General features: G+C 70.3%; 11 protein-coding genes and 1 riboswitch. Of the genes, 3 read left to right on the top strand and 8 right to left on the bottom strand.

Features of this window, described 5'->3' with window-relative positions; translation table 11 throughout:
- Entirely contained in the window at positions 1 to 1,110 is a 1,110-nt protein-coding gene (locus tag IEY58_RS04740) for a cobalt-precorrin-5B (C(1))-methyltransferase (protein WP_189043024.1), read from the top strand.
- 101 nt (positions 1,111 to 1,211) lie between these two features.
- On the opposite strand, the gene cobM is transcribed toward IEY58_RS04740, so the two are convergent.
- The 6 genes from cobM to cobW are packed head-to-tail and all read right to left on the bottom strand — an operon-like array spanning position 1,212 to position 8,835.
- Positions 1,212 to 1,967, bottom strand: coding sequence for a precorrin-4 C(11)-methyltransferase (cobM, locus tag IEY58_RS04735; protein ID WP_189043022.1), 756 nt, complete (start codon positions 1,965 to 1,967; stop codon positions 1,212 to 1,214).
- Positions 1,964 to 2,326 carry a cobalamin biosynthesis protein gene (locus tag IEY58_RS04730; protein ID WP_189043020.1) on the bottom strand — a complete coding sequence of 121 codons (363 nt, stop codon included), beginning with the start codon at positions 2,324 to 2,326 and terminating at the stop codon, positions 1,964 to 1,966. Before IEY58_RS04730 ends, cobM begins: the two co-directional genes overlap by 4 nt.
- Positions 2,323 to 3,516, bottom strand: a complete 1,194-nt coding sequence (gene cbiE, locus IEY58_RS04725) for a precorrin-6y C5,15-methyltransferase (decarboxylating) subunit CbiE (protein WP_189043018.1) — start codon at positions 3,514 to 3,516, stop codon at positions 2,323 to 2,325. Before cbiE ends, IEY58_RS04730 begins: the two co-directional genes overlap by 4 nt.
- Positions 3,513 to 4,136 (bottom strand): cob(I)yrinic acid a,c-diamide adenosyltransferase, encoded by a 624-nt coding sequence (gene cobO, locus IEY58_RS04720; RefSeq protein WP_189043016.1) that lies wholly within the window; start codon positions 4,134 to 4,136, stop codon positions 3,513 to 3,515. The genes cbiE and cobO overlap by 4 nt, the downstream gene beginning before the upstream one ends.
- Positions 4,133 to 7,789 (bottom strand): cobaltochelatase subunit CobN, encoded by a 3,657-nt coding sequence (cobN, locus tag IEY58_RS04715; RefSeq protein ID WP_189043014.1) that lies wholly within the window; start codon positions 7,787 to 7,789, stop codon positions 4,133 to 4,135. Before cobN ends, cobO begins: the two co-directional genes overlap by 4 nt.
- On the bottom strand, positions 7,789 to 8,835 hold the full coding sequence (cobW, locus tag IEY58_RS04710; protein ID WP_229743487.1) for a cobalamin biosynthesis protein CobW: 1,047 nt from the start codon (positions 8,833 to 8,835) through the stop codon (positions 7,789 to 7,791). The genes cobN and cobW overlap by 1 nt, the downstream gene beginning before the upstream one ends.
- A gap of 96 nt (positions 8,836 to 8,931) precedes the next feature.
- A riboswitch (cobalamin riboswitch) is annotated at positions 8,932 to 9,141 on the bottom strand.
- 133 nt (positions 9,142 to 9,274) lie between these two features.
- Here cobW and IEY58_RS04705 point away from each other — a divergent pair.
- Positions 9,275 to 10,252: an NAD(P)H-dependent flavin oxidoreductase gene (locus IEY58_RS04705; protein WP_189043010.1), complete on the top strand. Its 978-nt coding sequence runs from the start codon at positions 9,275 to 9,277 to the stop codon at positions 10,250 to 10,252.
- A 41-nt stretch (positions 10,253 to 10,293) separates the two neighbouring features.
- Positions 10,294 to 10,971: an EF-hand domain-containing protein gene (locus tag IEY58_RS04700; RefSeq protein ID WP_189043008.1), complete on the top strand. Its 678-nt coding sequence runs from the start codon at positions 10,294 to 10,296 to the stop codon at positions 10,969 to 10,971.
- A gap of 101 nt (positions 10,972 to 11,072) precedes the next feature.
- Here the strand turns inward: IEY58_RS04700 and IEY58_RS04695 are convergent, their stop codons facing one another.
- A complete protein-coding gene (locus IEY58_RS04695; protein WP_189043006.1) occupies positions 11,073 to 11,399 on the bottom strand; it encodes a DUF6572 domain-containing protein in 327 nt (108 codons plus the stop codon).
- A gap of 94 nt (positions 11,400 to 11,493) precedes the next feature.
- Entirely contained in the window at positions 11,494 to 12,840 is a 1,347-nt protein-coding gene (locus tag IEY58_RS04690) for a hypothetical protein (protein WP_189043004.1), read from the bottom strand.
- Positions 12,841 to 12,963 lie beyond the last annotated feature (123 nt).

Genomic DNA, 12,963 nt, shown 5'->3' with positions numbered 1-12,963 from the left:
ATGAGCGACGACAACGCCGACGATACCCTGCCCCCCGAAGGCGCGCCGCTGCGCCGCGGCTGGACGACGGGCGCCTGCGCCACGGCCGCGACCAAGTCGGCCTATGCGGCGCTCATCACCGGCAGGTTCCTCGATCCGGTCGAGATCCTGCTGCCCGGCGGCGAGCGGCCGAGCTTCGCGCTTGCCAAGGAGAGCCACGACGGCGACAGCGCCACCGCCGGCATCGTCAAGGACGCCGGCGACGACCCGGACGTGACCCATGGCGCGCTCGTGCTCTCGACCGTCCGGCGCGGGCCGCCCGGCAGCGGCGTCACGTTCCGCGCCGGCCCCGGCGTCGGCACGGTGACGAAGCCCGGCCTGCCGCTGCCGGTCGGCGAGCCCGCGATCAACCCGGTGCCGCGCCAGATGATGCGCGCCGCCGTAGCCGAGATCGCGGCGTCGCTGGGCGATACCGGCGACCTGGTGGTCGAGATCTCGATCCCGGGCGGCGAGGCGATCGCCGCCAGGACCTGGAACCCCCGGCTCGGCATTCTGGGCGGGCTCTCGATCCTCGGCACGACCGGCGTGGTCGTGCCCTATTCCTGCGCTGCCTGGATCCATTCGATCCATCGCGGCATCGATGTCGCGCGTGCCACGGGCGTAACCCACGTCGCGGGCGCCACCGGCGCGACCTCCGAGGCGGCGGTCATGAAGCTCTACGGGCTCGAGGAGGGCGCACTCCTCGACATGGGCGACTTTGCCGGCGGCCTGCTCAAGTACCTGAAGCGCCATCCGGTGCCGCGGCTCACCATCGCCGGCGGCTTCGCCAAGCTGACGAAGCTCGCTCAGGGCCATCTCGACCTGCATTCCGGCCGGTCCCAGGTCGATCTCGGCTGGCTCGCGACCGTCGCGGCGGAGATCGGTGCCGCGCCGACGCTCGTCGCGGACATCGCCGCCGCCAACACCGGCCTCGCCGCGCTGCGCCTGGCACAAGCGGCCGGCCTGCCCTTGGCCGACGCCATCGCCGCCCGCGCCCGCGCGACCGCGCTCGCAACCCTCGCCGGCGCTCCGGTCGCGGTCGACGTGCTGGTGGTCGATCGCGAGGGCAATCCGGTCGGGCGGGCGGGATAGAACCTTCGCTTGCCCTGGATTCCCGCCTACGCGGGAACGACGGCCAATATCGATCGTCATCCCCGCGAAGGCGGGGATCCAGAGCGAGCGACGGGTGCCTGTCACGTCCTGCGCCGCGGCCGTTCGCGGTCGGCCGAGTAGAGATGGCTCGTCCCGAAGCTGGGTCGGCCGAGGCCGCGGCCGACCAGGATCAGTGCCGTGCGGTCGATGCCGGCTTCCTTGACCACGCCCTCGATCGTCGCGAGCGTGCCGCGCAGCACCCGCTCGTCGGGCCAGCTCGCGCGGAACACGACCGCGACCGGGCAATCAGTGCCATAGAGCGGCGTCAGGTCGGCCACGACGCGTGCCAGGTTCATGATCGAGAGATGGATCGCGAGCGTGGCGCCGGTCGCACCCAGGCTCTTCAGATCCTCGCCCGGCGGCATGGCGGTCGAGCGCGTCGCGGTGCGGGTGAGGATCAGGGTCTGCGCCACCTCGGGCAGGGTCAGCTCCTGGCCCAAGGCCGCGGCAGCGGCGGCGAAGGACGGCACGCCCGGCGTCACGTCGTAAGGGATGCCGAGTTCGTCCAGCCGCCGCATCTGCTCGGCCATGGCGCTCCAGACCGAGAGATCGCCCGAGTGAAGCCGCGCCACGTCGAGACCTTGTTCATGCGCCGCGGCGATCTCGGCGATGATCTCGTCCAGATGCATCTCGGCCGTATCGACGATCCGAGCCCCCGCTGGCGCATGGGCGAGCACGCCCGGCGGCACCAGCGAACCCGCATAGAGGCAGACCGGCGAGGCGGCGATCAGGTCGCGCCCGCGCAGGGTCAGGAGATCGGCGGCGCCGGGGCCGGCGCCGATGAAATGGACGGTCATGGGAGCTCCGCGAGCGCACAGGTACAGAGAATGCCGGTCCGGCGTGGCTGGACGAGCCGCGCGCCCGGGCCGAGCGCCGCCAGGGCTGCCGCCTCCGCGACGCTGGCGCTGCCGACCGCGGCAGCCGACCGGGACGAGGGCGTGACAGTGCCCGGAACGGCGGCCAGTTCCTCGGCTGAGAACAGACGCAGCTCCAGATCGAGCGCCTTGGCAACAGCCGCAGCCAGATCCGCACGCCGGTCGATCGTCGCGAGGCAGACGCCGTCGAACCGGCCGACGGTCGTGCGGACAAGCACCAGCACATCCTCGAGCCGGGCCGCCGAGGCAGCACCGATGCCGATGGCGCGCCGGACGGTCATGGCTTGATGGCCGCCCATTGCGTGACCGGCGCCAGGCTCTTCCAGCCGAGCAGACCGCCGATCGGCCGGGCGCGCGACACGGCGATGCGCACGAGCTCGCCGCCCAGTCGGGCATGCCACTGGGCAAGCGTCGCCTCGCCCTCGATCGTGACGACATTGGCGACGAGCCGGCCGCCGGGCTTGAGCGCGGCCCAGCAGCGCTCGGCCAATCCGTCGGTGCCGATGCCGCCACCGATGAAGATCGCGTCCGGCACCGGCAGCCCATCGAGCGCCGCCGGCAATTCACCCTCAACGACCCGCAGGCCCGGCACGCCCAGCGCCCGAGCGTTGGCGGCGATGCGCTGGGCCCGGTCCGGCCGGCGCTCGACCGCGATCACCCGACAGGACGGATGCGCGCGCGACCATTCGATGCCGATCGTCCCCGTACCGGCGCCCAGGTCCCACAAGAGCTGGCCCGGCAGCGGCACGAGGCGCGCGAGCGTCGCGGCGCGCACCTCGCGCTTCGTCATCTGGCCGTCGCTGTCATAGGCCTCGTCGGGCAACCCGGCGAGGGTCGCGAGCGGCCGGGTTTCGGCATCGGCGAGGCAGGTGACCGCGACCACCGCGAGATCGGCCCCGGCGGGATGATCCCAGCACCGCGCGATGCCGTCGCGCCGCGCCTCGGCTGGGCCGCCCAGATGCTCCAGCACCGTGACGCCGCTGCCGCCATAGCCCATGTCCGTCAACAACGCCGCGACCGCGGCCGCCTGGGCGCCATAAATCGTAAGACGTCGCCCCGGCTGAACCGCGACGCGCATCAGGTCGAGCGGCTTGCCGACGGCCGAGATGAGCGTCACCTCGGCCTGGGGCCAGCCGAGCCGAGCGCAGGCCAGGCTGAAGGCCGAGACCTGCGGGATCACGCGATACTCGCCGGGCGCGAGCCGGGCTGCGAAGGTGGCGCCGACGCCGTGCAGCATCGGGTCGCCGCTCGCCAGCACGACGACCTTGCGGTCGCGCAGACCCGCCAGGATCTCGTCGACCAGCGGCATCATGGGCGACGGCCAGGCACGGCGCTCCGCCTGGCTTTCCCGCACGAGCGCCAGATGGCGCGCGCCGCCGATGAGCAGGTCGGCGTGGGCAACCGCCGCCCGTGCCTCGGCGCCAAGCTCGCCGTCCTCGCCGATGCCGACGATGGTGAGCCAGTGCGTCAAAACTCGATGCCCTTCTGCGCCTTGATGCCGGCGGCGAACGGGTGCTTCACCGCCTCCATCTCGGTCACGAGGTCGGCCGCTTCGATCAGCTCCGGCTTGGCGTTGCGGCCGGTAACGATGATGTGGAGGCCTTCCGGCCGGCCCTGCAGCACGGACACGATCTCGTCGACCGGCAGATGGTCATAGCGCAGTGCGATATTGAGCTCGTCGAAGACGAGCAGGTCGTAGGCGCCCTCGTTCCGCGCCGCTTCGATCATGCCGACCGCCAGATCCCAGGCGGCGCGGGCGCTCGCGATGTCGAGCGCGCGGTTTTGCGTCTCCCAGGTGAAGCCCTCGCCATGGGCATGGATCGTCACCTGGTCGCCGAACTTGGCGAAGGCGGCGCGCTCGCCCGATTCCCACTTGCCCTTGACGAACTGCACGATGCCGACGCGCATGCCGTGGCCCAAGGCGCGGAACGCGACGCCGAACGCGGCGGTCGACTTGCCCTTACCCTTGCCGGTATGGACCATCAAGAGGCCCTTGGTCTCTGTCTTGGTCGCCATGATCTTGTCGCGCGCTTCCTTGCGCTTCTTCGACTTCTCGTCGGCGCGGGCGAAGTCCTCGGGTGTCTCGGTCATGCCTGGAGCTCCTGCAAAAGATCGTGCGCCCGGTTGTGGCGCGGCTGCCAGCGGCCGGCCGCGATCATCTGGGCCAAGCGCTGCCCGACGGCGCGAGCGGCCGCCGGGTTGCGGGTGATGAGGAAATGGCGAACCGTGTCGTCCGCGACATAGGCGTCGTAGATCGCCTCGAAATGCTGCGGCGAAACGACCGGCACCAGGTCGGCGAAGGCGGCGAGATAGTCGACGGTGGCCGCGATCTCGGCCGCCCCCTTATGGCCGTGGCGCATGACGCCAGCGAGCCATTTCGGGTTGGCGGCGCGGCCGCGCACGACGCGCGCCATTTCTTCCGCGAGCGTGCGGATGCGCGGATGCTCCGGATTGGCGGTATCCGCATGGAACATCGCTGGCGCCCGGCCGCGGAGCTGCGTCACTGTCGCGGCGAGCCCGCCCTCGAAGCCCCAATAGGCATCGCTGTCGAGCAGGTCGTGCTCGCGATTGTCCTGGTTCTGCACGACTGCCTCGACCGCCGCGAGGCGATCGACGAAGCGATCGTGCAGCGCCTCGCCCGCGAGCCCCGCGCCGTAAGCGAAGCCGCCGGCCGCAAGATAGGCCTCGGCCGGGTCGATCGCGGCTTCCGGATCGGTCAGCAGCGCCTCGAGCCCGCTGCCGTAGCGGCCGGGTGCCGCACCGAACACGCGGGCGCCGGCCTGGAGCCGGGCGCGCGCGGGCTCGACTCCGGCCGCCTCGAGCGCCGCCGCCTCGCCGCGCACGCGGGCAGCGAGCGGGTTCACGTCCTCCGGCTCGTCGAGCGACGCCACGGCGCGCGCCGCCGCGTCGAACAGCGCCACCTGGGTCGGGAAGGCGTCGCGGAAGAAGCCGGAGATGCGCAGCGTCACGTCGACGCGCGGCCGGTCGAGGATCGACGACGGCAGGATCTCGAACCCGGTCACGCGGTTGGACGGGCCATCCCAGGTCGGCTTCACGCCCATGAGCGCCAGCGCCTGGGCTAGGTCGTCGCCGCCCGTGCGCATGTTGGCGGTCCCCCAGGCGGTGATCGCCATGCGCCGGGGCCAGTCGCCCTCGTCCTGGCGATAGCGGTCGACGATGAGGCCGGCCGCGCGCCAGCCGAGGTGCCAGGCGGTCGGCGTCGGCACGGCCCGGCTGTCGAGGGCATGGAAATTGCGGCCCGTGGGCAGTACGTCGAGCCGCCCCCGCGTCGGCGCGCCCGCGGGACCGGATGGCACGAAGCGGCCGGCGAGCCCCTTCACGAGACCGTCGAACTCATGGACGGCGCAGCCTTCGACCGCGGGGCGAAGGCGTTGCTCGATCGCATCGAGCACGGCGCGCGTGCACGCCCAGGCCGGATCGCACGGGCGCCCGCCGACGAGCGCGCGCGCCAGAAGTTCGAGCCGCTCGACCGTGTCCCCCGCGGTGCGCCAGGCGTCAGACCCGACGAGCGCCGCCGGGCGCGGCCCCGTCCAGGGCTGGCCGAGCTCGGCTGTCAGCGGATCGAACTCGAGCGCCAGATCCTGCGCCAGCGCCCGCGTCAGCGAGGCGTCGCCGCCCTCGCCCGCCCCGCGCGGCTGCCGGGTCAGGGCCACGAGCAGGTCCAGGAGCTGGTCGCCCGCGGGCGACTGCCCGAACACATGCAGCCCGTCGCGGATCTGCAGTTCCTTCAACTCGCAGAGATGATTGTCGAGCTTGGCGAGCGCCGAGTCGGACGTCTCACCCGCTTCGATGCCGCAGTCGCGGTCAAGCCCGGTCCGGGCTGCGAGGTCGAGGATGGCGTCGCGGAGCAGCGCGAGCCGGCGCGGATCGACGCCCGCCGCCTCGTAATATTCGTCGACCAGCCGTTCGAGCTCGGCCAGAGGGCCGTAGGCCTCGGCCCGGGTCAAAGGCGGTGTCAGATGGTCGACGATCACGGCCTGGACGCGACGCTTCGCCTGGCTGCCCTCGCCGGGATCGTTGACGATGAACGGATAGAGATGCGGCATCGGCCCGAGCACGACCTCCGGCAGGCATTGCTCGGACAAAGCGACCGCCTTGCCCGGTAGCCATTCGAGCGTGCCGTGCTTGCCCAGATGGATGATCGCATGGGCGTCGAACGCGCGCCGGAGCCAGGCATAGGTCGCGAGATAGAAGTGCGGCGGCACCAGCGCCAGGTCGTGGTGCGCCTGGCGCGGATCCAAGCCCGGCCCGCGGCTTGGCTGCACCAAGACCGCGATATTTCCGGCGCGCAGGATCTTGAGGCGGAAGGCGCCGTCGCGGACGCCCGGGTCCTCGGCCGCGGCCCCCCAGCGCGCCTCGACCGCCGCCCGCACCGGCGCCGGCAGGGTCGCAAAGAAGCGCTCATAATCCGCGACCGGATAAGGCTCTGCGGCGCCGGCCAAATCCCGCATCAGCCGGTCGCCGTCGTCGAAGCCGGAGCCGGTCGCGTAGCCCTCGTCGGCGAGCCGGCGCAGGATGCCGATCGCCGACGCCGGCGTGTCGAGCCCGACGCCGCAGCCGATGCGGCCGTCCTGACCAGGATAGGAGGCGATGACGAGGCCGATACACCGATCCGCCGCCGTTGTGCGCCGGAGTCGCACCCAGCGGGCCGCCGTCTCCGCGACGAATGCGACCCGGTCGGCGACCGGGCGATGCCGGACGAGCGCGCTGTCGACCAGCGGATCGACGTCGCCGGCCGACTTGAACGAGATCGCGCGGGTGATGATCCGGCCGTCGATCTCGGGCAGCGCCACGTTCATGGCGAGGTCGCGCGCCGTGAGGCCGGCCTGGCCGCTGCGCCAGGTTTCCTCGTCCTGGCCGGCCAGGATCACCTGCAACACCGGGCAGTCGGCCGCGGCGAACGGATTGTCCGCCCCATCGCCCCCCTGGGTCGAGACGGCGAAGCCGGTCAGGTTCAGGATTACGTCCGGCGGATGGCGCGTGAGTGTCTGCGTCAAGACTGCCGCCGAGACCGGGTCCTTCAAGCTCGCGACATGGATCGGCAGGGCCGCAAGGCCGTGGGCTTCGAGCGCTTCGACCAGCGCGTCGACCGGTGCCAGGTCGCCCGCCTGCAAGAGCGCGCGGTAGAACACGACCGGCACGACCGGCCGCGTGCCCGGATCGAGCCGGTCGAGCGGCACCGCGCCCTCGCCCGGCCGATAGAAGCCGGCGCGCGGCAGCGGCACCGGCGGCGCCGGCTCGACCAGATGCCCCAGAAGCGCCGCCGCCTGGTCGAGCAGCGCGCGCATGTTGGCGGGGCCACCCTCGAGGCAATAGCGCCAGAGCCGCACGACCGCCGCCCGGTCGACGGTCGAGGCTGCCATCAGGTCGTCGTCCGGCCGTTCGTCGCCGGGCAGGAAGGCGCACGGCACACCCGACGCGGCGATGCGCTCGACGCCGTAGGACCAGTAGCCCATGCCGCCGATCACGCGCACGACGACCAGCTTGGCGCGCGCAATCACCTCGTCCAGATAGAGATCGACCGTCATCGGATGGCCAAGCTGCAGCAGGCTCGCCACACGCAGGCTCGGGTAATCGTCGGGGCACGCGGCGCGCGCGACGGCCAGCGCCGCAAGCTCCGTATCCGCCGCCGACAGGAAGACGATGTCGCCCGGCGACTGGGCGAGCCGGACGGCCTCGCCAGCCGCCTCGACCCGTCCCGGTGTCGCCTTCAGCAGATGCATCAGGCCGCCAGTTCTGCGCGGATGGCGGCCTGATCGAGCCCTTTGAGGCCGATCACGACCAGGCGGCCGACCGGCGCCTCGCCCGCGGCCCAGGCACGGTCGAAATAATGGCCGAACCGTTCGCCGACTCCCTGGACCACGAGCCGCATCGGCTTGCCGGCAATCGCCGCGAATCCCTTGATGCGCAGGATGTCGTGCCGGCCGGCGACCGCCTTCAGCCGGTCGACCAGCGCCGCGGTCGAGGCGGCCGCCGGGATTTCGAGCCAGAAACTGTCGAAATCGTCGTGGTCGTGTTCGCCCTCATCGTCATGGACCGACTTGCGGCCGGCGATGTCGTCCTCCGCGGCCGCGCCCAGGCCCAGGAGCACCGCAGCCGGCAGCTCGCCGAAGCTGGCGCGCACGGTCTTGACGCCCGGGCGGGTGAAGCGTGCGACCTCAGCCTCGGCCGCGGCGATCCGTGCCGCGTCGATCAAGTCGGTCTTGGTGAGCACGACCAGGTCGGCGCAGGCGAGCTGGTCGTGGAACAGCTCTTCGAGCGGCGCATCGTGCTCGAAATTGGGATCGGCCGCGCGCTGGGCCGCCAGCAGCTCGGGGTCGGTTGCGAAACGGCCGGCCGCGGTCGCGTCCGCATCGATCACGGCGACGACGCCATCGACCGTGACGCGCGTGCGCACCGACGGCCAGTCGAACGCCTGGACCAACGGCTTCGGCAGCGCCAGGCCCGAGGTCTCGATGATGATGTGGTCGGGCCGGTCCGGCCGGGCGAGCAGCGCCTCCATGGTCGGCAGGAAATCGTCGGCGACGGTGCAGCAGATGCAGCCGTTCGCGAGCTCGACGATGTCCTCTGCCCGGCAGGTCTCGCTGGCGCAGCCCTTCAGGAGCTCGCCGTCGAAGCCGAGCTCGCCGAACTCGTTGACGATGAGCGCCAGCCGCCGGCCGCCGGCATGGGCGATCAGGTGGCGGATGAGCGTCGTCTTGCCGGCACCGAGGAAGCCGGTGACGATGGTCGCGGGTATCTTGCCGAGGGAATTTGAAGGTTGGGCCACGCTCGTCGAACTCCACCGTTCGCCATCGCGTGCAAAAGGCCGATCCCGCTCAAGTCCCGAGACCATCCCGCCGGTGCACCCCGCCCGTCGTTGCCGCTTTGGCGCGTTCCGACGGCAGGTCTCCTGGCTCGCGGGTCGGCGCCGTCGCATCGGCCTTCCCGGGCCTTCGAGGCCCAGTGGCGCATCGTCGATGCTGGCTCGTCGCTTACAGTTGCGGGGGCAGCCGCGGCTTACGAACGTCCGTCAGGACGTCGGGCCCGCGTTCCCTTTTGATCCCCGAGGGGAACCGTCGGAGGCCGCATACTAGGCGAGCCGCCCGCCGGGGGGAAGAGCCCCGTTACACCGGCCCCGTGACAGCAGGACGGTTGCGCCCGGCTCCGCCCGGCGGCAAGGTGCCGGGCAAGAAGGGTGCTGGAAGCGCCGAGCCCGAGGAGACACCATGAGCCTGCCCGCCATCCTGCGCGATCGTCTGCAACTGCCGGTCATCGCGTCGCCGCTGTTCATCATCTCCTGCCCCGACCTGGTCATCGCCCAGTGCAAGGCGGGCGTGGTCGGCAGCTTCCCGGCGCTGAACGCGCGGCCGGCCGAGGTGCTGGAGGAATGGCTCGAGCGCATCACGCGCGAGCTCGCGGCGCACGACGCGGCACATCCGGACCGGCCGGCGGCACCGTTCGCGGTCAACCAGATCGTCCACAAGTCGAACGACCGGCTCGAGCACGACCTCGAACTCTGCGTCAAGTACAAGGTGCCGATCGTCATCACGTCGCTGGGTGCCCGCGAAGACGTGAACCAGGCGGTCCATTCCTATGGCGGCATCGTGCTGCACGATGTCATCAACGACAAATTCGCCCGCAAGGCGATCGAGAAGGGGGCCGACGGCCTGATCGCGGTCGCGTCGGGCGCCGGCGGGCACGCCGGCACGCTCTCGCCCTTCGCGCTCATCCAGGAAATCCGCGAATGGTTCGGAGGCCCCCTCGTGCTGTCGGGCGCCATCGCCAACGGCGGCGCGGTGCTGGCGGCCCAGGCGATGGGTGCCGACCTTGCCTATGTCGGCTCCGCCTTCATCGCGACTGCCGAGGCGAACGCGCCCGGGGCCTACAAGCAGGCGATCGTCGACGGCCGGGCCGACGATATCGTCTATACGAACCTGTTCACCGGCGTGCACGGCAACTATCTCAAGGCCTCGATCGTCCAGGCCGGCCTCGACCCGGACAACCTGCCAGTGTCCGACCCGACCAAGATGAACTTCAGCGGCGGCAGCGCCAAATCCAAGGCCTGGCGCGACATCTGGGGCTCGGGCCAGGGCATCGGGGCCGTCAAGTCCGTGATCGGCGCCGGCCAGCTCGTCGACCGGCTGAAGCAGGAATATGCCGCGGCACAGGCGCGCCTGCTGCCGGCAGCCCGAGCGGCTGAATAATCGCGGCTGAATGACATGAGATACGTTGAGAGACCCGCCCGATGATCCCCGCCCACCGCTTCCGTCGCCCGATCGTGGCTCTCGCCCTCGTCCTGGGCCTCGCCGCCTGCAATGGCGACGCGGCGCACCAGCCCTATACCATCGCCGTCACCACGCCCAACGGCGAACCGCTGCCGACGCCGCCGCTGCAGGGCTTCGATTCGCCCGGCTGCCCGCCGATCCTGGCCACCTGGTTCGACCGGATCGATACGAAGCACGACGGCGTCATCGACCGCGCCGAGTTCATGGCGGATGCCGAGGCACAGTTCAGCCGCATGGACCTGAACCACGACGGCATCATCACGCCCGGCACGCTCGCGCAATATCGCGCGGGCTTCCAGGGGCACCAGCCGTTGAAGCCTCTCAGCAACCGGACCGGCGGCGGCGACGGCAGCGAGGCGCGCCCGGTGCAAGTCGCCGACGCCGACATCTTCGGCGGCGGCAAGAAGGCGAGATCGCTGAGCGACCTCGTTCAGGGCGGCTCCGACCTGCGCGCCGAGCCGGACCTCGTGATGTCGGCCGACACGAGCCTGCGCTTCCAGGTGACCAAGAAGGACTTCATGGACCAGTCGGCACGGCGCTTCGCCCGGCTCGACATGGATCATGCCGGCCGCATCACCAAACAGCAGGCCATGCTCTGGTGCCTGAAGCAGGTCCGCTGGCCAGACCAGCCGGAGTAGGAGCCGGCTGGTTGGAGACGTAATCAGCGGGGACTGGGATGGGTGGATTCCGGTCAGTCCGGTTGTGGCAACAGCCAAGCCAAAGCGGACGTTGCGTCAATTCAATGGGATCGCCTGACGGTCAATCGTAAATCGAACCCGGCAGCATCTATCGCTTCTTTCGCCTTGGCGAGAAACGCATTAGCGACGTCGGAAGGCTCAAACTTTGCTACTATATTGAAAACTATCGGACACTCGATTGTCTCAGGAAATTTCCGCCCAAGTTCACCACTTTCTGTGAACCGAAGATAGGCGTTGAGCTTTTCCTGCAATAACAGCAGGTGTCTGCTCTGATCGTCCCAGGAGAGATGATCGCTGATCGTCAGCAGGGCTTCACCACCATCGCTGATGGTCACAAAATCGATTTTATCGGTGTCCTCGATCGTCATAGCTTTGGCCGCTTCTAAAAAGGCGGACGGGGGCTTGCCTGGGCAAGTATGGGTCGAACCCAGCCGTTGCCAATCGGGCTTCCGCCCCACCCTCTCAATAGTGGAATTCGGCGAACACGACATGGCCCTCGCCAAGCGGGAAGGTGCGCACCGTCAGGTGCTCGCCGTTCAAGGTGACCGGCACCGAGCGCGCCGGCCCGGCTTCGAAGGCGCGCGTCACGCTGTCGACCGCCGGCACGCCGCTTTCCACCCCCGGCGGCTCCGTGCCGTCGATCGTGAACCGGTCGCGGCCATGTGCCAGATAGCCGCGCGGGCGGGTGAGCGTCACGATGGCGCCGGCCTTGGCATAGGCCGGATCGACCGGGGCGAGGCGCAGGTCCAGATAGCGGAACGAGCGCGGGAACGGCGTGCGGAAGATATGGGTCGTCGGATAGCCGGGCGCCGTTACGACGAACTCGTAATAGACCGTGCCGTCGGCGGTGAACGGGCCCCAATGTCCGTCGGCGCCGGTCGTCTGCTGCCAGACGGGCGCGCCGAGGCGAAGGCCAGTTTTGGGATCGACGGCGTAGACCGTGACCGTGGCCTCGCCAAGCGGCAGGTTCGTCGGTGCGCCGTTCTCGAAGCCGCTCACCATGCCGTCGAGCACCGGATGGTCGATCGGCACGGGATCGAGCGTCGTGGGTTCGTGCCCGGCGACGACGCAATAGATTTCGCGGAACGCCAGACGATGGAAGGCGACCTCGCGATGATCGAGGCCCGGCAGCACAATATTGTCCGCCCCGGCCAGCGCCGGCCCATCGTGGCCGATGAAGGTCGGCACATAGGGAAAGCCGATGTAGCGGCCGGTCGGCTGCGCGAACTTGTCGTTACGGTCGCTGCGCAACGTCATGAAATGCACGCCCGGATCGGTCTCGGCCGGTTGGTTGAGCCCTTCCAGAAACGGGCCGTCGCCGTTGAATTCGTTGGACCGCTTGTAGAACGGCAGGGCGAAGACGCCGTGGTTGGGCGTGCCGCCCAGGATCGCGAGCGCCACGGTCGCGCGGCCGCGATCATGGCGGATATAGTCGCGGATCGGATAGCCGCCGCGCGACGAGCCGACGAGCACGAGCTTCGAGCGGCCGGTTTCCGCCAGCACCCGGTCGACTGCCGCCGCGAGCGCCGTGCGCTCGTCCGCCACGCTGCTGCGATTGGGCTCCGGCACGTCTTCAGCCGCCCTGGCCGTCGGGTGCGGGAAGTCGATGGCACTCAGGAGCGCCGGGTCATAGCCGTTGCTCTCGAAGCGCCAGATGTCGGTCTCCCAGAGCGCCGCGCTGTCGCCGTTGCCGTGGACGAACAGGATCGGCAGCTCCGCCTGGACAGCTTCCGACGGCGCGGCCCACGACGGGCATCCCACGACGGCGCAAAGGGCTGCCACGGCCGATAAAACCAGTCTGAGTCTCATCGGCCACGACGCTCCATCTCGACCCTCGCCCCCCGACTCTCGACCGGCGATGCCGGCGCGGCATCAGAGCATTCGGCGAGGACACAGGGCAAGTGCCGCCCGTCGCGCGTCGGTGCGAAAGAT

The sequence above is a fragment of the Aliidongia dinghuensis genome (assembly GCF_014643535.1).
Taxonomy (GTDB): Bacteria; Pseudomonadota; Alphaproteobacteria; order ATCC43930; family CGMCC-115725; genus Aliidongia; species Aliidongia dinghuensis.
The sequence above is the reverse complement of the archived record's forward strand: the minus strand, read 5'-3'. Positions and strand labels throughout refer to the sequence as shown.